A 21,093-nucleotide genomic window follows, 5' to 3' on the forward strand; every position below is an offset into this window, starting at 1 on the left:
CTCAGAGTCGACCTGCCATGGCATCCACCCACTGCCCGATCAGATCAAAATAGTCATCCGCGGTGGCACCCACCTCCGGATCCAGCGGCAGGGCGTAGACGGGCCAGTTCAACTGTTCAGCCACGAAACGGGGTCCCCGCTCCTGATGGAAGATGGCCCGGATCACCACGCCATCGCGGCCTTCCAGATCACGTACCAGATCACGCAGGTGACGGGCGGTGGGAGGGATGCCCGGCAGCGGCTCCACGTAGCCGAGCACGGGTACCCCCAGGCGCTTGGCCAGGTAGTCCGCATCCTCGTGGAAAAATACCACGCCCGGCGCATCAGCCACACGGGCCTGCCAGATGGGCAGACGCGCTTGCACCTCACGGTCGAAAGCCTGGGCATTGGCGCGGAATCGTTCGGCATTGCCGGCATCGAAGCGGGCCAGCCGCTCGGCCAGGGCGTGGGCCACCTCGGCCATGCGCACCGGGTCCATGTTCACGTGGGGATTACCCGCCGGATGGACATCTCCCAGGGCCCGGTCGGCGGGACCTCCCACACCGATCAGTTCCACCTGGGCGGCGGCTTCAAAATAACCGGGGCGACCAGGGAAGACCTCGGGATTGTTGGCGCCGCGGATGGCGGCGGGCAACCAGCCCACCTCCAGTTCGGCCCCCACGGACACCACAAGATCAGCGCCGCGAAGGGCGGCCATCATGCTGGGTCGGGCCTGCAGGTAATGGGCGTCACGATCCGCCGGCGCCAGCACCCGCACCGAAACGGCATCGCCGCCCACGGTTTCCACCAGCATGCCCATGGCGGGCGTGGTGGCCACGACGTTCACGGCCGCCTGGGCGGTGGCGGTCAACACCAGCAACGCCAGGCCAATCAGCCATTTATACATGTTTGTATCTCCGTTGAAATTTGATATTTGGCATGGGGCCGCCGGGGGGCAGTCACACCCGACGGCCTGGTGGCTCCCGGCATCAGAACTGGTGGGCACCATGTACACCGAGCGCCATCTGGAACTGGAGCATGAAGGACCAGCCATCGCCGTCCTCGCCATTGTCGGTGGCAAAGTCGGAACGGTTTACCTGCCCCCGCAGCATGGAGAACTCAGTGGGGCGGAAGGTGACATTGCCGGCGTAGCGGTAGGAGGTGCCGAAGGAGGCGAACCCATCGTCCTCGACCAGGGCATTTTCGTTGGTCAGACCCAGGGCCTCGGCCCGCAGCCCCAGTTGCCAGCGGGGCGCGATGCCATAAAGACCCTGAATATACAGACCGTCCTGGCGGGATTTTCCGGACAAGTGGTTGGTTTCTTCCAGCCTGCCGTTATTGACTCCGGAGAATCTGAATTCCCGGAAATCGGCGTCGATCTGCCGATAGAAATATTCACCCTGGAGGGTCAGATCCCCCTGGCCGTGGGAACGGCCCGCGCTGTACTTGTACACCGCATCCAAACCGGCGAACCAGGCATCCCCATCCCAGGTTTCATAGTGCAGGCTGGAATGAAGGTCATCCCGCTGGAAACCACGGGCGTAACCATAGGAAATCCCGAACTGTGCCGCATGATCAAAGCCAAGATCCGGGCCGAACTTGGCAAAGCCGGTAATCAGACGCGGGCCGGAGACATCATTGAAGGGGTTATCATCGCGCCAGCGCTGGCGCTCCGGATTGCCGGTATCTGGGTTGGGGGTCACCGTCACGTGAGAGACCCGACCGCTGCCCACGTGGGAGGCAATGCCCTCGGTTTCACCCTGCAACAACTCAAGGCCGAACCGACTGTAGAATGGCGTGTTCGGCATCCACGTCAACTGCACCCCCTTCTCCTGCAGGCCATGGTCTCCAAACAGGAATTCATTCACCAATGGCCGGTCCACGAATGCCCAGTCGTGGGGATGCTGGGCGTTGATGTATCCCACGTCGGAGAGGAATTTGCCCACCTTGATCTGCAGGCCCGCCGGTAGATTGCGGCTGGTGGCATAGGCCTCTTCCACCTCGATGCTGTGTTCATCCAGGGCCAGCATCACAAAGGCATCGAAATAGTTATCCACCGAGGCGCTGAAGGCCAGTTCGATCTCCCGCAGATTGAAGCCGTCATCCAGGCCGTGGCCGTGGTCATGCCCGTGGCCGTGACTATGCCCGCCCTCGAATCCCGCTGGATCATCCACATGACCGCTGAATTCATTGAAATACACCGTATCAACGATGATGGAGATATCGGGATTGAAAGCGGAACCGGAGGTCACCTGCTGGCTGCCCCCCAGCGGTAACGGTGACAGGCGGGCACCTGGAAGCTGGCTGTCACGAACCATGTCCTGGGCCATCACCGGCAGGGGTAATGACATCAGTACGGCGACAGGCAGGGCGCGTTTGAGAAAAGTCATCGTGGGCGGGCTCCTGTGGGTGTACTATTGACTGATAATCTTTTGCATTAGCGTCGTTATATCATAACTTCAAAGACTCGAAAACAGGAAACGGAAGATTTCCACCCCGCGATGGGAGCCCGCACCTTGGGTGCATGAGACTTCAGCGCCAGTTTCTGATCGGACTGGAAGGCTGATGGTGCCCTGGCCAATTTCGCCCCGATATCCGCACATCTGGCGGGGGAGGGACGCTCAAAGGGTAGGAATGATGTTCTCCAGCAAGGTGCGGACGTTCACCATGCCCTCGGCCACGTTGCGGTCCACCTCCTCCATGGAAATCTCACCCTGCCCTTCGCCACGGCCCGCGGCCCAGTTGGCCACCACGGCACAGGTGGCATAACACAGCTCCAGTTCCCGGGCCAGGGCCGCCTCCGGCATGCCGGTCATACCCACGATGTCGCAGCCGTCCCGCTCCAGACGATTGACCTCCGCCGCCGTCTCCAGCCGTGGCCCCTGGGTTGCGCCGTAGGTGCCCCGGTCCACGAAATCCAGACCAATCTGGCGGGCTTCCTGGATCAGCGCATGACGCAGTTCCTCACAGTAGGGATGGGTGAAATCCACATGGGTGACATGGCTTAAATCCGCCTCGAACAGGGTGTGGCCACGGGACCAGGTGTAGTCGATGATCTGATCGGGAAACACCAGCCGGGGCGGCGCCATCTCGGCAGTGATCCCCCCCACTGCCGCCACCGCCACCACCCGGTGGATGCCGGCATTCTTGAGCGCCCACAGGTTTGCACGATAATTGATTCGATGGGGTGGGATGGTATGCCCATAGCCGTGACGGGCCAGGAACATGACCTCCCGGCCAGCCAGTACGCCGTGGGTGATGGGGCCTGAAGGTTCACCGTAGGGCGTATGCATCACTTCACGGCGAGTGATCTCCAGGCCCTTGAGGGAAGTCAGTCCGGTGCCGCCGATGATGGCGATGGTGGTGTCAGTCATGAGGTCCTCGTTGATGCAACAGACAGGACGGCATCGGCACCGATGCCGTCCAGGGGAATTTTTTTCGGGGATTTTAGCAGCCCTTCACGGCATAGATGCCGGGGACATTGCGCAGGTATTCCTTGTAGTCCATCCCGTAACCAAAGACATAACGGTCTTCCACCTCGACCCCCAGGTAATCCACCATCAGTCCGGGTACACGCCGGTCATGGTGTTTGAGCACCAGGGCGGCGGATAAAACCTGGCCGGCCCCTTCCTCGCGGCAGTACTCCAGGATGCCCGCCAGGGTATGCCCTTCGTCCAGAATATCGTCCAGCACCAGGACCGTGCGGTCCTTGAGGGAGGTCTGCGGCTTCACCAGCCAATGCAGTTCTTCGCCACCGGTAAGGGCGCCCCGATACCGGGTCGCATGAAGATAGTCCACCTGCAGGGGAAAATGCAGACGGGTCAACAGATGACCCGCAGCGACCACGCCACCGGTCATCACACACAGTATCAGGGGGTTGCTGTCCGCCAAATCACCGGTGATGGCCTCGGCCATGCGGTCCATGGCCGCCTCCACCTGTTCACGGGGCACAAGGCAATCCGCCTCGGCCAGGACCTGTTTTACATGCTCTGGAGTTACGGACATGGCAACCCTTTCTGTTTGTCGGCTATCGGCCATTATCGGGACGATGCTGTGATGCTGTGATGTTGCAAAGGCATTATAGGCACTGGATTCCAGGCCCCACAATGCCAGGAAGGTGTCAAACCGGCAGTTCCAGATTCTTGTCATCATTCAGCGCCCGTGCAATGGACACCGCCGAAGCCCATGCCGGATCCGTTTCCAGATCAGCCCAGGCAGGGGCGCGGCGCCCATGCATGCGGGCCAGGCGAGCCATGGATACCGGGTCTGTATGCCCCTCCAGGGCATCGAGCACCTGCAGGGCGCCTTCCGGGTGATTGCAGACCAGCATCATGTCACAACCGGCCTCAAGGGCCAGGCGGGCACGGCGGGGAAAATCGCCGAAACTCTCGGTGGCGGCCATGCTCAGGTCATCACTGAAGATGGCCCCCTTGAAACCCAGACGTCCGCGCAGCACCTGCTGCAGCCAGAGGGAGGAAAAACCGGCGGGCAGATCATCCACCGGGTCGTACACCACATGGGCAGGCATGATGCCGGCAATACCCTCACGCACCAGCCGATCAAACGGCTGGAGATCATCATGCAGGATCTGATCAAATGGCCGGTGATCCACTGGCAGGGCCAGGTGAGAATCCGCCTGTACCCCGCCATGTCCTGGAAAATGCTTGCCCACGGCTTCCATGCCCGCGGCCCGCATGCCGGCCACCAGGTGATGTCCCAGCTCTCCCACCACCTCCGGGCGACGATGAAAGGCCCGATTACCGATCACGCCGCTGCAGCCGTGGGCCAGATCCAGCACCGGGGCAAAGCTGAAATCCACCCCCACGGCACGCAGTTCCGCCGCCAGCAACCAACCCAGAGTACGGGCGTGACGGCGAGCCGTGGCGGGGTCCTGGTCATGCAGGGCACCCAGGGTAGCCATGGGCGGCACAAGGGTGAATCCTTCACGAAACCGCTGCACCCGGCCACCTTCATGGTCCACCGCCACCAGCAGATGGGGATCCCGCAGGGCATGGATCTCGGTCACCAGGGTCGTGAGCTGCTCGCGGGATTCAAAATTGCGGGTAAACAGGATCACGCCCCCCACCCCAGGACGCTGTAATAACTGCCGTTCCCAGGCCGTCATGGACGTGCCTTCCAGATCCACCATCACAGGCCCCAGGGGCATAACACTGTCTCCCGATTTGCAAACACCTGTTAAAACCGTATTTTCGGCGCGAAGCACAAAAAACAGCAGGCAACAACAGTCCGACGCTATGGATACTGTCAGAGTACCTGTTTAGAATGAGGCTTCCAATCATCATGCACCCAGCTTGACCGGAGGTTTCCATGCAGAAAGGCATGTTCAAGATTGTTATGGCCTCGGCAGCAGCCCTGACCCTGGTATTGACCACAGGCTGTGCCACCACCAAGAGCCTGGAAGAAAATCGTCAAATGATCGACGATGTCAGGGTCACCAGTGATCAGGCCCTGCGTACCGCCAACGAGGCCAGAAGCAGCGCAGATCAGGCTAACCGCACTGCCAATGAAGCCAACCGCAAGGCTGACCGCGCCCTGCAGGAAAATGCCCGCCTGCGCGAAATGATCGAACGCATGGAGCGCACCTTCCAGCGGCCCGGAAAGTAATTCTTTGCCGCTTCAAGGGGCGCGACCCTGATCGTGTCCCCGGTAAAAGCCCGCCTATGGCGGGCTTTTTTTTGCTCACTGCACATCCGGATATCGGCGTTTGACAGATGACAAAAAAATAAATGAGAATAAGAATAATTTTGAACATTCCAACCCGCAAGCCAGCCAATCCCCCCGAGGGCCTAGCCAGCCAGCGTCACTTTTGACCTCACGAAGGGGATACATCCGTGCCCAAGACATGCCGCACGTCCGGCGAATGCCGAATCGACTCAGATTGACCGCATTGGCCACCGGGGTTTCATTTGCCCTGGCCTCGCCCGCAGCCCTGGCCCAACAGGCCGTGGAAATGCCGGCCATGGTGGTGACCGCCGGTGGCTTCCAGCAGGAAATCGTCAATGCACCGGCCAGCATCACGGTGGTCACCCGCGAAGAACTGGAACAGAAACAGATCACCAACATCGCAGACGCCCTACGGGGCATCGAAGGCGTGGATATCAACGGCCTGGATGCACGCAGCAACAAGACGGGCAACCGAACCATCAGCCTGCGCGGACTGCCCAGCGAATACACTCTGGTTCTGATCGACGGACGCCGCCAGAATGTCCCCGGCACCGTGGCCCCCAATGCCTTCGTGGACTCCGCCTCGGTCTTCTTCCCCCCGGTAGCCGCCATCGAACGCATCGAAGTCATCCGCGGCCCCATGTCCACCCTCTATGGTGCCGATGCCCTGGGCGGTGTGGTCAACATCATCACCCGCAAGCCTGGCGAGCACTGGGGCGGTTCAGCCTCCCTGAGCAGCACTTTCCAGAGTGATGCGGAATTCGGCGGCAACACCACCCTGGAAGCCTATGCCGCCGGCCCCCTGGTGGAAGACCGGCTCTCGCTGCAGGTGTATGGCCGACTGTACGAGCGCGCCGAATCGCGGATCACCTGGCCTGGGCAGAACGAAAGCCTGGTGGACAACCGGACCATGGGACAAAACCCCGCCGGCGCCAATGTGGAAACCTTCGGTGGACGCCTGACCCTGACCCCCAACGTGGACAATGACATCTCCCTGGGGGTCGATATCACCCGTCAGACCTACAACAATGATCGCGGCCAGCTGGGGCGCATCCGCCAGAACAATGCCGGCGCCTTCCGGGATGGTTATGACAAGGAGCTGGGATTCGAGCGGGACCAGGTCTACCTGGCCCATACCGGACGTTACGAGATCGGTATCCTGGAATCCGCCCTCACCTACAACCGCACCGAAACCACGGGCAGGACCATTCCTGAAAATGCCGTGGGGTCGGCTTCGCCCGGGCTGGTGGTGGGCGCAGACCGCAAGCTGGAAAGTGAAACGACCATTCTGGATACCAAGCTCATCACCTTCGTCGGTGACCACACCCTCTCATTGGGTGCCCAGTACATTGATGCGCGCATGGAGGACGGCATCCCTCAGAGCACCTTCAAGAACCGGCAGTGGGGTGTCTTTGTCGAAGACGAGTGGGCCATGACCCAGCAGTTTGCCCTGACCGGCGGCCTGCGCTACGACAATCACGATGCCTTTGGTGGACAGGTCACGCCGCGTCTTTACGGTGTCTGGAACGCCTCTCCCGCCTAGACCCTCAAGGGTGGCGTGGGACGCGGTTACCGTGCCCCCTACCTGGAACAGCTGCACGACGGCATCATCGGCTATGGCGGAAACGGCGAAATCGCGCTGTTCGGAAACCCGGATCTCGATCCGGAGATCAGTACCAACTACGAAGTCGCTGCCCTGTTTGACAACCGGGCCGGCCTGAACCTGCAGGCCACCCTGTTCTATACCAATATCGAAGACAAGATCGAGCGTCCCACCGGGGCATCGGGCATGCCCGATGAGCCCAGCAACATCGGTGAAGCACGGATTCGGGGTGTGGAACTCAACGGTCGCTGGCAGTTCGCGCCCCACTGGCAGGTGGCCGCCAACTACACCTATACCGATAGCGAAGTCACCTCCTCCATCGTCAGGGGCTTTGAGAAAGGTGATCCCCTGTACAGCATCCCGGAACACATGATCAATACCCGCCTCTCGTGGCAGACCACCCCGGCCCTGAGCACCTTCCTGGATGTGGAATACCGCAGCAGCCGATTCCGCCCGGACAGCTTCCATGAGCCCCATCTTGGAGGCAGTGCGCAGGGTGCCGCCGAAGCCCTGGGGGATTTCAAGGGCTATACCCTGGTGGATCTTGGCGCCACCTATCGGTTCAACCGCCATGTTTCCGTCACCGGCGTGGTCCACAACCTGCTGGACAAGGATTTCAACGACTATCGCGCCTATCCCTTGCGCAATGATCCGGGTACCACAGCTTACAGCAATGTCTATAACCAGCTGCTGGAACCTCGCAGGCTGTGGGTTTCCATGAACGTGGATTTCTAGTCCTGACACTCCACCCCGGCCCAGGCCCTGAGAGCCAGGGCCGGATGCCTCACTTGGTCAGAATCAGCTTCCCCTTGCTGGTGACCCGCAGGGTATAGATCTCGCCCTGGTGCTCGATCCGCAGCTGGCGACGCCCCTCCAGCAGATCCGCGCTGGAAAGCAAGCGGATGCCTTGGGAAGATGCCGGTTGCCTCTCTGCTTCCCGTCCCTCCCGCGCTTCGGTTGCAGGGTATTTTTGCTGCTGGTTCATTGAGACAATCTCTCCACGCCGAAGTCTGCCCATGCCGCCGGCAGGCCCATGATCAAACACGAATTGGAGATATTGTTGTTGATAATCATTATTATTGTCAAACTTTATAACGCCATTATTAGCGTTATAGAAGATCAACCACCCGGTTCCGATGCAATGCGCACCTGATCCCGACCTGCCGACTTGGCTTCGTACAGTGCCTCATCGGCCCGGTGCAGCATGTCCTCCAACCCCCGGCCCGGCGCGGTGGCCAATCCGACACTCATGGTCAGGCGTAGCGCTGCATCCTTGATGTTCAACTGCATGGATTTCACTTCATTGCGCAATTTTTCCGCCAGCAACCGGGCTTCGTCGACGGATAGATTCTGGGCGACTACACAAAATTCCTCCCCGCCGTAGCGGGCCAGGATATCCGACTTGCGCGTCACCTTGCCCAGATGACGGGCCACCGCCCGCAACACCTCGTCTCCACCAAAATGACCAAAGCGATCATTGATGCTTTTGAAATGATCCAGATCCATCAACACCACCGCCAATCCCTTCCCTTCCCGAAGCGCGGTATCAAACAACATCTGACCTGCCTCCGCCAAATAACGGCGGTTGTGCAAACCGGTCAGCGGATCCCGATTGGCACTTTCCTCCATGCTACGGATCAGTTCGATCAGTTCCACGTTCTGGTTGACCCGGACAAAGAACTCCTCTTCCAAAAAGGGGCGCTTGATGAAATCGTTGGCTCCAGCCTTGAGCAGACGGGCAGAGAGCATGCCCGAACCGTAGCTGGACATGCCAATGATGCACAGGTGACTGCGGGAATAGCGTTGCCGGATACGGCCAATCAACGTCACCCCATCCATGCCGGGCATGTTTTGATCACATAAAATCAAACGGATATCTTCGTGCCGCTCCAACTGGGCCAGGGCGGCGGCCCCATCCCGGGCTTCCAGCAGGCGATAACCATAGCGGCGCAACAGCTCCGTCAAATAGGCACGGGCAGAATTGGAATCGTCCACCACCAACACGCTGATGTGACGGTTGCGATAGATGCGCTCCACCGTGCGCACCACATGCTCGATCTCCGAGGGGTTGGTCTTGTTCACATAATCCACAATGCCCATGTCCATCAGGCCGTCCCGCTCGTTGTCGTCCAATCCGGCAGTGAGCACCAGCACCGGCACCCCCTGGGACATGACCCAAGGCACCACCTCCCCATCGGGGGCATCGGGCAAATTAAGATCCAGCACCGCCAAAAACAGATCATGCCGGTTGGCCAGTACCACCTGACGGGCTTCCTCCAGGGTGCCAGCCACTTTCACCACCACCCCATCAATCAGACCAATCCGGTCCGCCAGCAGACCCGCTACCGAGCGACTGTCTTCCACCACCAGCAGCGTGTGGCCACGCTTGTCCACGTCAATTACCATGGGTCACCTTGGTCTTTCAGGGCATATTTGTGAAAATATCAGCATAACCTAGCCGACACCCCTGTTCCTATCATGCCAAACAGGCAGTGGCTGCCATCAGAGCGCCAACTACCCCCGACTGAAGTCGGGGGCTTGTGAGAGCAAGCCGGGTTGACCCGCCTGAGCAGGACGCTCGAAAGGGGCTACGTTTGCAACAGGTCATGAATTTTTTGATCTGATCAGGCGATGCTCAGCCGTGGAATGCGCTAAAGTTTCTCCACACCCTCCACAACGGGATCATTCCATGCAGGTTATCCAGTCCGACGTGGTCATCATCGGCGGCGGCGGTGCCGGACTCCGGGCCGCCATCGCTGTGGCACAGGAAGCCCCAGGGCTATCCGTGGCCCTGGTTTCCAAGGTTGTCCCCATGCGCAGCCACACCGTCGCCGCCGAAGGCGGCTCTGCCGGGGTGATTCACCCGGACGACAGTCTGGACAAGCATTTCGACGACACCGTCTCCGGCGGCGACTGGCTCTGCGAGCAGGACGTGGTGGAGTACTTTGTCGGCCAGTGTACCCGGGAAATGATCCAGCTGGAACAATGGGGCTGTCCCTGGAGCCGCCGGGACGACGGCAGCATCAACGTGCGCTTCTTCGGCGGCATGAAATCCCCCCGCACCTGGTTTGCCGCCGACAAGACCGGCTTTCACATCCTCCACACCCTGTTCCAGACCTCGCTGCAATTCCCCGCCATCCGGCGCCATGACGAGTTCTTCTGTACCGATCTGTTGGTGGAAGATGGCCGCCTGCAGGGGGTGCTGGCCCTGTGCATCGCCACCGGCGAACCGGTGCTGTTCCAGTGCAAGGCGGCGGTGCTGGCCACCGGCGGCGCCAGCCGGGTCTTCGGCCAGAACACCAATGCCGGCATCGTCACCGGCGAGGGCATGGGCATGGCCTACGCCCAGGGCGTCCCCCTGCGGGACATGGAGTTCGTGCAATGGCACCCCACCGCCCTGCCCGGCAGCGGCATCCTCATGACCGAAGGCTGCCGCGGCGAAGGCGGTATCCTGCTCAACAAGGACGGCCACCGCTACCTGCAGGACTACGGCCTGGGTCCCCTGGACCCGTGGCCCCGCCCCCGCGCCATGGAACTGGGCCCCCGGGACCGCCTGTCCCAGGCTTTCTGGCACGAGGACCAGGCTGGCCGCACCCTGCAGACCCCCCACGGCACGGCGGTCCATCTGGACCTGCGCCACCTGGGGGAAAAGAAGATCATGGAACGCCTGCCCATGATCTGCGAACTGGCTCGCACCTTTGCCGCCGTGGACCCGGTCACCGCCCCCATTCCGGTGCGGCCCGCCGTGCACTACACCATGGGCGGCGTACTCTGCGATGTCCATGGCGCCACGCCGCTGCCCGGCCTCTACGCCGCCGGCGAATGCAGCAGCGTGGGCATCCATGGCGCCAATCGCCTGGGCTCCAACTCCCTGGCTGAGCTGCTGGTCTTTGGCCGTGCCGCTGGCCTGTCCGCCGCCCGCCATGCCCGTGAAACCCCTGACGCTTCCGCCGCGCTCCAGGCCCAGGCCGAAAGCCGGGCCGCCGTGCATCTGGACATGCTGCGCCGGGAAGGCGGCACCCGGGTGGCCCAGCTGCGCCAACGGCTGCACGAGATCATGGAAGCCGGCGTCGGCATCGTCCGCGAAGGGCCGCGCATGGCACAGGCCTGCGAACAACTGGCACAGCTGCGGGAACAGTTCCGAGCCGGGGTGGCCCTGGATGACCGAGGCCGTGCCTTCAACACCGAATGGCTCACCGCCATCGAACTGGGCCATACCCTGCAGGTGGCCGAGGCCATGGCCCATGCCGCCCTGCTGCGACAGGAATCCCGCGGTGCCCACATGCGCATCGACGGTTTCGAGGCCCGGGACGATGAACGGTTTTTGTGTCATTCCCTCATCCACAGCCAGGGCGACGCCCCGCCCCGGGTGACCCACAGCCCGGTCACCATCACCCGCTCCCAGCCCAAGGCGCGGGTCTACGGCGGCGCCGCCCAGAACCAGTCATAATCGGGGGATACCGTGAGTCAAACCCGCACCATCATGATCGAGTGCCTGCGTTATGATCCCGAGCAGGACCAGGCCCCCCATTACCGGACCTATGAGGTTCCCTTCACCGATGAGATGTCGGTGCTGGAAGGGCTGCAATACATCAAGGACCATCTGGACGGCAGCCTCACCTTCCGCTGGTCCTGTCGCATGGCCATCTGCGGCAGCTGCGGCTGCATGGTCAACCACCAGCCCATCCTGAGCTGCCAGAGCTTCCTGCGGGACTACTACCCGGCCCGCATCCGGGTGGAACCCCTGGAGCACTTCCCCATCGTCAAGGATCTGGTCATCGACCAGAGCGACTTTCTGGGCAAGCTGGAATCCGTCACGCCCTACCTGGTCCCGGCCCAGCCACTCACCCCGGAGGACGGCCCCAACCTGCAAACGCCCCGGCAGATCGAGGACTACCTGGGGTATGCCCAGTGCATCAACTGCCTGCTCTGCTACGCCGCCTGCCCCCAATACGGCCTTAATCATGAGTTCACCGGACCGGCCGCCCTGGCCCTGCTGGCCCGCTACAACGCCGACTCCCGGGATGCCGGACAAAAAACCCGCATGGCGGTGGTCAATGCCGAGGAAGGCGTCTGGGGCTGTACCCTGGTGGGGCTGTGTTCGGAGGTCTGTCCCAAGCATGTGGACCCGGCCCGGGCCATCAACCGCAACAAGATCAACAGCACCCAGGATTACTTTTTGCGCTTTCTGATGCCCTTCGGGAGGGGTTCTTGATGACGCCTGCACCCAAGACCTACGTCCGCCCCATGAACCGCTGGTGGATGCGACACCCCGCCTACCGCCGCTACCTGCTGCGGGAAGGCACCAGCGTGATGGTGGCGGCCTATGCCCTGTTCCTGCTCGCCGGCATGGTCTGCCTGGTGCTGGGAGAAACCGCCTTCAACCTGTGGCGGGGCTTTTTGCAATCGCCGGTGTCGGTGATCTTCCATCTGGCGGCCCTGGCGGCCTTCGCCTTCCATGCCTGGACCTGGTTCAAGGTTATGCCCCTGACCACGCCCCCGATACGATTCCGGGGCCAGCCGGTCCCTGACCGGATGATCTTCCGCGCCGCCCTCTGGGCCTGGGGCATCGCCTCTGTGGCCCTTCTGGTGCTTGCCATGAGGTTTCTGTGATGAGAACCCGTTCCCACGAACCCATCGTCTGGTCCCTGTTCGGCGCCGGCGGGGTCTTTGCCGCCCTGCTGGGCACCATGCTGGTCCTGATCATCGGCATCCTTGTCCCCATGGGGCTGGGTTTTGGTCCCGAGGCCATGCATTACGACAGCCTGCGCGGCCTGTTCGGCCATCCCCTGCCGGCCCTGGGCCTGGCGGTGGTCATCAGTCTGTTCCTGTTCCACGGCGCCCACCGCATTTACCACACCCTCCATGACCTTGGCATCCCCGCCTCGAAAAAGATGATGCTGGCCTGCTACGGCAGCGCCGCCGCCGGCTCCGGCGTGGCCCTGCTGCTGGCGGGAATGCTGGTGGTGTTCTGAAAGCATGTCCGGGTTCTTACAAGGTTTTGCCTATGGGCTGTTCCTGTCCTGCCTGCCCTGGCTGATCATCGGCATGATCAACCCGACACTGGCGCTGCCCACGGAAACACCCACCCGCTGGCAGGTGGCATTGCGCTATTGGCTGATCATTCCGTTTATCGCCTTCATCCTCTGGGTCACCTCCCTGTGGGGCGGTTTTTCCCCTTCCTTGTGGGGTTGGCTCGCCGGCCTTGGGGCCATTGCGGTGGCGATCCCGGGGGAACGGGCCTGGCGTCGCTGGCGACAGACCCTGGCAGAACGTCGCCGTCAAGCCCGGCAGGCTGCTGAAGCAGCCTCGAAGCGGGCTGCACTGGAACGCAAGGCCAGAGAACAGGGGCTGGTGGTACTGCAACCGGAACAACCGCCGGCAGAAACCGATGACGTGATTTTGGGGTTATGGCAGGCCAAGAAGGATTTGCTGGCCCTCAACCGCCCGGACCTGGCCATTCAGGCGGATCGGCTGTACAGCCGCTATCTCCATGTGGATGACCTGCTGCGGGGCAAGTTCGATCCCAGGGAACTGACCTTTGAACGCGCCCGAACCCTGGTGGCCGAAGCCTGTCGTCATGGGGTGGATACCCTTCAGACCATGGCCTCGGTCAGCCGGGGGATCAGCGGCATTGATGCACATTACGTCAGACAACGCCTGGACAAGGCATCTGCAAGAATCACCCAGGAAGAGCGGCGAGCTCTGGAACGGCGTCTGGAACTGGTGGACGATACGGAACGACGCCTGCAGGCCCTTGGCGCCCGTAACGAGGCCATCATGACGGCCCTGGATGATACCGCCGTGGCCGTCTCTGCTGTCGCCACCGACCGCCCCCAAGCGGCGATGGCCACCCAGCAGGCGCTGAAGGATTTGCAGCAATTTGCCGAAAAGGCTCACCGGTACGGGCGCACCGCCCCCTGAATATTTTAACGGAGCAGCCATCATGCAACCCAATCCCCCGGACTCTCCCGCAAACCCGGCGTTCAACCTTTCCCTGCCACCTGTGGCGGAGATGGAAACGGAGATCAAACAGGCATCGGACCCGGAGCGGACCATGGATGACCCGGAGCTTGTGCGTATTGCAGATGCCTTCCTGGCAGAACTGCTGAAGGATCAGAATGATCCCCGCCAACGCCAGGCGGTGGACGAGATGGGGCTGGATATACAGCGTCAGGCCGCCCATCGCAGCAAGCTGCTGCAGACCCCCATCCGCAAGCTGGCCCATCAGGGGGATGAAGGTGGACCGGTGGCCCGTTCTCTCATCGAGCTGCGCACCCGGATGCAGGATCTTGACCCTGGTCAGCATCACCTAAGCCGTGAAGGGTTCAGTCGCATCCTGGCCCTGATTCCTGGAGTCGGCACCCCCCTGCAGCGTTATTTCCACAAATTTGAAACCGCTCAGGAAGCCCTGGACAGGATCATCAAGGATCTGGAAACCGGCAAGGATATGCTGCACCGGGATAATCTCACCCTGACTGATGATCAGCAGTCCCTGCGGGAGACTCTGGTGCAGCTTCAACGGCAGATTGCCCTGGGACGGATCATCGACCGCAAGCTGGCCAGCGAGGCTGCCGCTCTGCCCCAAGACGCCTCAAAACGCCGGTTTCTGGAAGAGGAACTGCTGTTCCCCCTGCGTCAGCGGCTTGTGGACCTGCAGCAGCAACTGGCAGTGAGTCAACAGGGCATCCTTGCCCTGGAAGTGGTGATCCGCAATAACCGGGAACTGATGCGGGGGGTTGACCGGGCCATCAATGTGACCGTATCGGCCCTGAATGTGGCGGTGACGGTGGCCCTGGCCCTGGCCAATCAGCGGCTGGTGCTGGACCGGGTCGAGGCCCTTAATACCACCACCTCCAACCTGATTGCCGGTACCGCCGAAGCCCTGCGAACCCAGGGGGTAGAGATCCAGAATCGAGCCGCCTCCACGGTACTGGACATGGAGCAGCTGGAATCCGCCTTTGCCAATGTCATCGGCGCCATCGACGAAGTTTCCCGTTATCGCCGCGAGGCCCTGCCCAGGCTGGATGCCCAGATTGACCGCCTGGAGACGCTGGCGGCTCAGGGAGACGCGGCAATCCGGCGCATGGACAAGGGGGATGGGATTGAGATGGACAAGGTGGTGGCCGGGCAAGGTACCCTGTGACCCGCAACAACAGGCGCAGGGAGAGACCGGCCCGTTACCCTGCACCTCCGTTGGTACGCTGGAGTACCCAGCTATTCCGGACTGTGAAGGAAGGTAGCCTGGTGGTGATGATGGCTGTGGCTGCCTATCTGTCTGTTGCCCTGGCCAGTTACAGTCCAGCCGATCCCGCCTGGTCCCGAACCGGCACCGACATGCAGGTCACCAATCTGGGGGGGGCTGCTGGAGCCTGGATGGCTGATGTTCTTTTTTATGCCCTGGGCTATCTGGCCTATCTGGTACCGGTGGCGGTGGCCTATGGCGGCTGGTTGATGTTTCGTGACCGCCCGGATGGCCCTATCCTGGACCTGCAGGGGCTGTTGACATGGGGGATGGGGTTTGCCGTCATTCTGGCCGCTGGCTGCGGTTTGGCTGCCCTGCATGTCTTGCCCGGTTCCCTGCCCCTGCACGGGGGGGGTGTACTGGGTGAACTGACCAGTGAGCTTCTGATGCCGTGGTTGCATCTGCCGGGGGTGACCCTGGTCCTGCTGGCCTTGTTGCTGATTGGCATCACGCTGTTCACGGGACTGTCCTGGCTATCTTTAGTGGACCGGCTAGGCCACCATATCCTGTCCGGACTGGAGCGGACCCTGGGATGGCCCGGCGATGATGGGGAAGCCCATTCCGAAGACACCCGGAACACCTCCCAGGGGCCATCCAGGGTCAGGATTGAACCTTTGATCATCGACTTGCCAGAGCCATCGGAAGATCTGGATCGGCACCCCCCAACCCACCCACGATAACCGGGAGAGGATAAAGATGCCCAGTTCCCTGCGAACCCTGCTGATCCTGCTGCTGACTGCCTGCCTGTCTCCTGCATTGGCAGAGGATGATGCCCGTGCCCGGCTGGATCATTTTTTTCAGGAAATGACCAGTTTCCAGGCACAGTTCCAACAAAAGGTCATCAGCGAGCAGGAGGAGTTGCTGCAACAGTCCCAGGGCAAGGTTTATCTCAAGCATCCTGGCCGTTTCCGCTGGGATTATCAGGTGCCCTACCAGCAGCAGATCATTGCCGATGGTCAGTATCTATGGACCTATGATGAGGATCTGGCTCAAGCCACGGTCCAGAAGATGGACGCCGTACTGGGGCGCACCCCCCTGATGTTGCTGTCCGAGCCACGGGCGCTGGATGATGATTTTGAGGTGGTTTCCCAGGGCAGTCACCAGGGTATTGACTGGCTATCCCTGACCCCCAGGGCCAGGGACACGGACTTTCAGCATATTTTCATTGGTCTGGACCACCAGGCCGTGAGGATGATGGTGCTCCATGACCAGTTTGGTCAGCAGACCCAGATTCGCTTTGAAGACCGACAACTCAATCCCGACCTCCCCGACACCCATTTTCACTTCGAGCCGCCGCCGGGGGTGGATGTGATGAGGCATTAATTTTCCGCGATGCTCAAGGCGGCACGCAGATAATGGAACATGGACCATAAGGTCAGGGCGGCGGCCACATAGAGCAGTATCAGACCCAGGGTAAAGGTGGGCAGCCCCAGGATAGGCTGGGCATGCAACAACAGGAAAATGGCCACCATCTGGGCGGTGGTCTTGAGTTTGCCGATCCAGGACACAGCCACCTTGCCCCGCTGCCCCAACTCGGCCATCCATTCCCGCAGGGCGGAAATGGCAATTTCCCGCCCGATGATGATGGCGGCGGCCACCGCCAGCAGCATACCGCCCGGATTGTCCACCAACAGCACCAGGGCCGTGGCCACCATCAGTTTATCTGCCACCGGATCGAGAAAGGCGCCGAAACTGGAGGTCTGCCCCAGACGCCGGGCCAGATAACCATCCAGCCAGTCGGTGATGGCCGCCAGGGCAAAGATCATGGCGCTCACCGGCCCGGACAGGGGATGGGGATAATAATAGACCACCACGATCAGGGGGATCAGGGCGATGCGCATCCAGGTGAGAAGATTGGGAATCGAGAATGTCATGGATCAGTCGTCATGTAGCGAATCGAAAATCTGCTGCGCCAGCTTGCGACTGATGCCGGGCACCTTGGCGAGCGCTTCCACATCGGCACGGCGCACCCCTTGAAGCCCGCCGAAGTGCTTCAGTAACTGCTGGCGTCGCTTGGGACCCATGCCGGGTATCTGCTCCAGCGGTGAGGTACTTCGGGTTCTGGCACGGCGCTGCCGGTGCCCGGTGAGGGCAAAGCGGTGGGCTTCGTCCCGAATCTGCTGGATGAGATGCAGTGCCCTGGAACCCGGCGGCAGTATAGACGGCTGGGCCGTATCGCTCAAGATCAGGGTTTCGGTCCCCGGACGGCGGTCCTCCCCCTTGGCCACACCCACCACCATGACGCCACTGACCTGCAGTGTCTCCAGCACCTCCAGGGCCTGACGCACCTGACCCTTGCCGCCATCGATCAACAGGATATCCGGCAATATGCCTTCACCGGCCTTGAGACGGGTGTACCGGCGCATCAGGGCCTGATGCAGGGCAGCGTAGTCATCCCCCGGCGTGATGCCCTTGATGTTGAAACGGCGGTAATCGGATTTGATCGGCCCGTTTCTATCAAAGACCACGCAGGCGGCCACCGTTGCCTCGCCCTGGGTGTGACTGACGTCGAAACATTCCATGCGCTGCGGCGGTTCCGCCAGATCCAGTGCCTCTTGCAGGGCTGCCAGACGCGCCGCCATGCCCGCCCGCTCAGCCAACACCGTGGCCAGGGTCAGCCGGGCGTTACTGCTGGCCATCTCAAGCCAGCGGGCCTGTTCTCCGCCCACCTGCCAGGCCAGACTGACCCGCTGGCCACGTCGCAGGGAAAGCATCTCTTCCAAAATCTCCGGGTCCTGGGGCGCATGGCTGAGAATCAGTTGGCGGGGGATGTCACGATTCAGGTAATACTGCCCCAGCAATGCGGTCATCAACCCTGGGTCAGTGACATCATCGGGCACCTGGGGAAACAGGGATCGGTTACCCAGATTCAGCCCCCCGCGCATGGAAAAAACCTGCACACAGACCTTCCCCGCCTCCCGGGCAAGGGCGATGATATCCACGTCGCCACCTTCTGCGCTGACATACTGACGCTCACAGAACTGCCGCAGCCGTGCAATCTGATCCCGGATACGGGCAGCCCGTTCGTAGTCCAGGGCGACGGCAGCCTGCTCCATGGCCTGTACCAGATGGGCAATAATGGGTTCACTGCGTCCTTCAAGAAAATCCACGGCATGCCCCACGTCCACACCATAGGCATCGGCGTCGATCAAACCGACACAGGGTCCGCTGCAGCGCTGAATCTGATACTGCAAACAGGCCCGGGAACGGTTCTCAAAGACACTGTCCTGACAGGGACGGATCAGAAACAGCTTTTGCAATAGTTCTATGGTTTCACGGACTGCCCGGCCCGAGGCATAGGGGCCAAAATAGCGGCCCGAGGTCTTGCGAGCGCCACGATGAAAAGCCAGACGGGGATAGGGATGATGGGAAATAAAGATATAGGGATAGGACTTGTCATCCCGCAACAGGATGTTATAGCGGGGTCGCTGGGCTTTGATCAGGTTGTTTTCCAGCAGCAGCGCCTCCACCTCGCTGCGGGTGACGATGATCTGGATATCCCGAATCCGGGCCACCATGGCGGCGATCCGGGCATTGGCCGGGGTGCCGCGAAAATAGCTGGACACCCGCTGCTTGAGGTTTTTGGCCTTGCCCACATAGAGCACAACGCCATCCTCCCCCAACATCCGGTACACCCCCGGTTGGGTGGTCAGTTCAGCCAGAAAACGCTCAGGATCAAATGGGTCGGACCGGACCCCTTCGCTGATGATCATGCCCCATCCAGATGCTGCTTCACCCGTGCAAACACCGCCGTGAACATGTCACGGGTCAGGCGTCCTGTCTGGGTGTTGTAACGACTGCAGTGGTAGGAGTCCACCAGAGTCAGCCCGTTGCCCAGGGTGTGCTCATGACCATGGCCAAACCGGTGGGCCGACTGCCGCAACCCCAGGGCGCGCAGTACCGCATTGTGGGCCACGGTACCCAGGGCCAGCACCACGCTGTCTGGAGCCAGCAAGGCCAGTTCCTGGGCCAGGTAATCGTTGCAGGCCCGAACTTCAAGGGTAAGGGGCTTGTTCTCCGGGGGCAGACATTTGACGGCATTGGTGATTCGGCAATCCTTGAGCCTCAACCCGTCATCACGGCTGGTGGATTCCGGCGCAGTGGAAAACCCCATCTCAAACAGGGTCTGGTAGAGCAAAATCCCCGCAAAATCCCCCGTAAATGGCCGGCCTGAAGCATTGGCCCCATGCATCCCCGGCGCCAGCCCCACGATCAGCAGCCGGGCATCGGGATCGCCAAAAGGAGGCACCGGGGCCCCATGATAGCCGGGATGACGGGCGCGCACCTGGGCCAAAAAATCCACCAGCCGCGGACAACGGGTACAGGCCGGATCAAAACAGTCCGGCGGGACAGGATACATTGAATCTACTCATCAGAGGATGGGCAAGGGGCCATAATACCCCGGTCGATGGCCATACGGTAAAGCGCCAGGTCCGACCCACAGCCCAGTTTGTCGCGCAAACGGGCCTTGTAGGTACTGACCGTCTTCACATTCAAATCCAGCGCGGCGGCGATCTCTCCCGGTTTCTTGCCTGCCACCAGCAGCATCAGGATCTGGCGTTCCCGATAGGAGAGCCGGGTCATGGGATCAGGGTCACCCACATCGGTTTGGGCCAGTTTTTTCGCCACACTGGGGGTAACATGCCGGTCGCCCCGCATGGCCAGCCGGATGGCATGAACCAACTCATCCTCTCCGGCACCCTTGCTCAGATAACCGGCCACGCCGCTGTCGAGCATCCAGCCCACATGGGGGCCATCCTCCTCCACCGTCAGGGCAATCACCTTCAGCCCTGGCTGCAGGGCCAGCGCCTTGCGGGTGGCCTCCAGCCCCCCCATGCCGGGCATGTTGAGGTCCATCAGAACCACATCAGGACGCAGGCGGGACAATTGCTCCAGGGCCTCCTCACCGGAAGCGGCCTCACCCACCACCTTGATGCCGGTACGGTCGGTCTGGGCATCCAGTAGTCCACGGATGGCGCGCCGCACCAGCAGGTGATCGTCCACCAGCAACACGTCCACCATCAGGGCCGTTTGCAAGGTATCGTCCACACGCCCCCTCGGGGGATGAATCCCGGTTGAGGAAGCCATGATTTACCAGTCCTTGTAGGGGTGCCGGACCAGACTGGTGTTGTAATAGCGGATATCATGGGACACTTCCTCTCCCGCCCAGTCCGGCAGGAGGGGGGTGTCATCCACATGGCGCAGTTCCACCTCGGCCACCACCAGCCCCGCGTTGTCGCCCTCAAACACGTCCACTTCCCAGACATGGTCGCCGTGGGGCACATAGTGGCGGGTTTTTTCGATCAGGGGGCGAATGCACAGGGTATCGAGCAACTGGCGGGCATCAGCGACCGGGATGGCATATTCAAATTCCTGGCGCTCAATGCCCAGGGTGGCGCTTTTGATGTTCAGATGGGCGCTGTCGTCGGAGATACGCACCCGAATGGAACTGTGCTCATTGCCACACAGGTAGCCCTGGCGATAGCGGACACAGTGAGTGGCTTGGGTTTTCCATGCCTCTGAAACCACAAGAAATTTTTTTTCGATTTCCTGTCCCATGGCGATCCGTGGACACCCCCGC

Annotated in this window: 21 protein-coding genes and 1 pseudogene; 10 read left to right on the plus strand and 12 right to left on the minus strand. The window is 61.4% G+C overall.

The window, feature by feature from the left end; genetic code table 11:
- Position 1: 1 nt before the first annotated feature.
- The 5 genes from BMX62_RS07305 to nagZ form a co-directional block, all read right to left on the minus strand.
- Positions 2–886: a metal ABC transporter substrate-binding protein gene (locus BMX62_RS07305; RefSeq protein ID WP_090206638.1), complete on the minus strand. Its 885-nt coding sequence runs from the start codon at positions 884–886 to the stop codon at positions 2–4.
- 82 nt (positions 887–968) lie between these two features.
- Positions 969–2,369 (minus strand): TonB-dependent receptor, encoded by a 1,401-nt coding sequence (locus BMX62_RS07310; protein ID WP_090206642.1) that lies wholly within the window; start codon positions 2,367–2,369, stop codon positions 969–971.
- A 231-nt stretch (positions 2,370–2,600) separates the two neighbouring features.
- Positions 2,601–3,353 (minus strand): S-methyl-5'-thioinosine phosphorylase, encoded by a 753-nt coding sequence (locus BMX62_RS07315; RefSeq protein ID WP_090206645.1) that lies wholly within the window; start codon positions 3,351–3,353, stop codon positions 2,601–2,603.
- Positions 3,354–3,426: 73 nt separating this feature from the next.
- A complete protein-coding gene (locus BMX62_RS07320; protein WP_090206648.1) occupies positions 3,427–3,984 on the minus strand; it encodes a hypoxanthine-guanine phosphoribosyltransferase in 558 nt (185 codons plus the stop codon).
- Between the two features lie 115 nt (positions 3,985–4,099).
- Positions 4,100–5,146, minus strand: a complete 1,047-nt coding sequence (gene nagZ, locus BMX62_RS07325; RefSeq protein WP_090206650.1) for a beta-N-acetylhexosaminidase — start codon at positions 5,144–5,146, stop codon at positions 4,100–4,102.
- A gap of 173 nt (positions 5,147–5,319) precedes the next feature.
- Here nagZ and BMX62_RS07330 point away from each other — a divergent pair, with 173 nt between their 5' ends.
- Entirely contained in the window at positions 5,320–5,604 is a 285-nt protein-coding gene (locus BMX62_RS07330; RefSeq protein WP_238375902.1) for an Lpp/OprI family alanine-zipper lipoprotein, read from the plus strand.
- Between the two features lie 238 nt (positions 5,605–5,842).
- Positions 5,843–8,002 (plus strand): annotated as a pseudogene (locus BMX62_RS07335) (TonB-dependent receptor domain-containing protein).
- Positions 8,003–8,051: 49 nt separating this feature from the next.
- Here the strand turns inward: BMX62_RS07335 and hemP are convergent.
- Together hemP and BMX62_RS07345 are read right to left on the minus strand one after the other, a co-directional pair.
- Complete coding sequence (gene hemP / locus BMX62_RS13110) at positions 8,052–8,390, minus strand: hemin uptake protein HemP (RefSeq protein ID WP_238375903.1); 339 nt, start codon at positions 8,388–8,390, stop codon at positions 8,052–8,054.
- A complete protein-coding gene (locus BMX62_RS07345; RefSeq protein ID WP_090206653.1) occupies positions 8,387–9,673 on the minus strand; it encodes a GGDEF domain-containing response regulator in 1,287 nt (428 codons plus the stop codon). Before BMX62_RS07345 ends, hemP begins: the two co-directional genes overlap by 4 nt.
- 283 nt (positions 9,674–9,956) lie before the next feature.
- On the opposite strand from BMX62_RS07345, the gene frdA reads away from it, so the two are divergent.
- The 8 genes from frdA (at position 9,957) to lolA (ending at position 16,835) form a co-directional block, all read left to right on the plus strand.
- On the plus strand, positions 9,957–11,717 hold the full coding sequence (gene frdA / locus BMX62_RS07350; RefSeq protein WP_090206656.1) for a fumarate reductase (quinol) flavoprotein subunit: 1,761 nt from the start codon (positions 9,957–9,959) through the stop codon (positions 11,715–11,717).
- A gap of 12 nt (positions 11,718–11,729) precedes the next feature.
- On the plus strand, positions 11,730–12,482 hold the full coding sequence (locus tag BMX62_RS07355) for a succinate dehydrogenase/fumarate reductase iron-sulfur subunit (RefSeq protein ID WP_202906232.1): 753 nt from the start codon (positions 11,730–11,732) through the stop codon (positions 12,480–12,482).
- Entirely contained in the window at positions 12,482–12,880 is a 399-nt protein-coding gene (locus BMX62_RS07360) for a fumarate reductase subunit C (protein WP_090206659.1), read from the plus strand. Before BMX62_RS07355 ends, BMX62_RS07360 begins: the two co-directional genes overlap by 1 nt.
- On the plus strand, positions 12,880–13,242 hold the full coding sequence (gene frdD / locus BMX62_RS07365; RefSeq protein WP_090206662.1) for a fumarate reductase subunit FrdD: 363 nt from the start codon (positions 12,880–12,882) through the stop codon (positions 13,240–13,242). The genes BMX62_RS07360 and frdD overlap by 1 nt, the downstream gene beginning before the upstream one ends.
- Before the next feature lie 4 nt (positions 13,243–13,246).
- On the plus strand, positions 13,247–14,191 hold the full coding sequence (locus BMX62_RS07370; protein ID WP_090206666.1) for a cobyrinic acid a,c-diamide synthase: 945 nt from the start codon (positions 13,247–13,249) through the stop codon (positions 14,189–14,191).
- A 22-nt stretch (positions 14,192–14,213) separates the two neighbouring features.
- The gene (locus tag BMX62_RS07375) at positions 14,214–15,413 is read left to right on the plus strand and encodes a toxic anion resistance protein (RefSeq protein ID WP_090206669.1); all 1,200 of its coding nucleotides are present in this window, start codon (positions 14,214–14,216) and stop codon (positions 15,411–15,413) included.
- Positions 15,414–15,496: 83 nt separating this feature from the next.
- Positions 15,497–16,192, plus strand: a complete 696-nt coding sequence (locus tag BMX62_RS07380; protein WP_090206673.1) for a DNA translocase FtsK 4TM domain-containing protein — start codon at positions 15,497–15,499, stop codon at positions 16,190–16,192.
- A 16-nt stretch (positions 16,193–16,208) separates the two neighbouring features.
- Positions 16,209–16,835, plus strand: a complete 627-nt coding sequence (gene lolA, locus BMX62_RS07385; protein ID WP_238375904.1) for an outer membrane lipoprotein periplasmic chaperone LolA — start codon at positions 16,209–16,211, stop codon at positions 16,833–16,835.
- On the opposite strand, the gene pgsA is transcribed toward lolA, so the two are convergent.
- The 5 genes from pgsA to BMX62_RS07410 are packed head-to-tail and all read right to left on the minus strand — an operon-like array spanning position 16,832 to position 21,071.
- Positions 16,832–17,386 carry a CDP-diacylglycerol--glycerol-3-phosphate 3-phosphatidyltransferase gene (gene pgsA, locus BMX62_RS07390; RefSeq protein ID WP_090206675.1) on the minus strand — a complete coding sequence of 185 codons (555 nt, stop codon included), beginning with the start codon at positions 17,384–17,386 and terminating at the stop codon, positions 16,832–16,834. The genes lolA and pgsA overlap by 4 nt on opposite strands.
- Positions 17,387–17,389: 3 nt before the next feature.
- The gene (gene uvrC / locus BMX62_RS07395; RefSeq protein ID WP_090206677.1) at positions 17,390–19,225 is read right to left on the minus strand and encodes an excinuclease ABC subunit UvrC; all 1,836 of its coding nucleotides are present in this window, start codon (positions 19,223–19,225) and stop codon (positions 17,390–17,392) included.
- On the minus strand, positions 19,222–19,872 hold the full coding sequence (locus tag BMX62_RS07400; protein ID WP_090206679.1) for a uracil-DNA glycosylase: 651 nt from the start codon (positions 19,870–19,872) through the stop codon (positions 19,222–19,224). Before BMX62_RS07400 ends, uvrC begins: the two co-directional genes overlap by 4 nt.
- 5 nt (positions 19,873–19,877) lie before the next feature.
- A complete protein-coding gene (locus BMX62_RS07405) occupies positions 19,878–20,600 on the minus strand; it encodes a response regulator (protein WP_238375905.1) in 723 nt (240 codons plus the stop codon).
- Positions 20,601–20,603: 3 nt separating this feature from the next.
- Positions 20,604–21,071 (minus strand): CYTH domain-containing protein, encoded by a 468-nt coding sequence (locus BMX62_RS07410; protein ID WP_090206681.1) that lies wholly within the window; start codon positions 21,069–21,071, stop codon positions 20,604–20,606.
- Positions 21,072–21,093 lie beyond the last annotated feature (22 nt).

This window comes from Ectothiorhodospira magna, from assembly GCF_900110965.1.
GTDB classification, from domain to species: Bacteria; Pseudomonadota; Gammaproteobacteria; order Ectothiorhodospirales; family Ectothiorhodospiraceae; genus Ectothiorhodospira; species Ectothiorhodospira magna.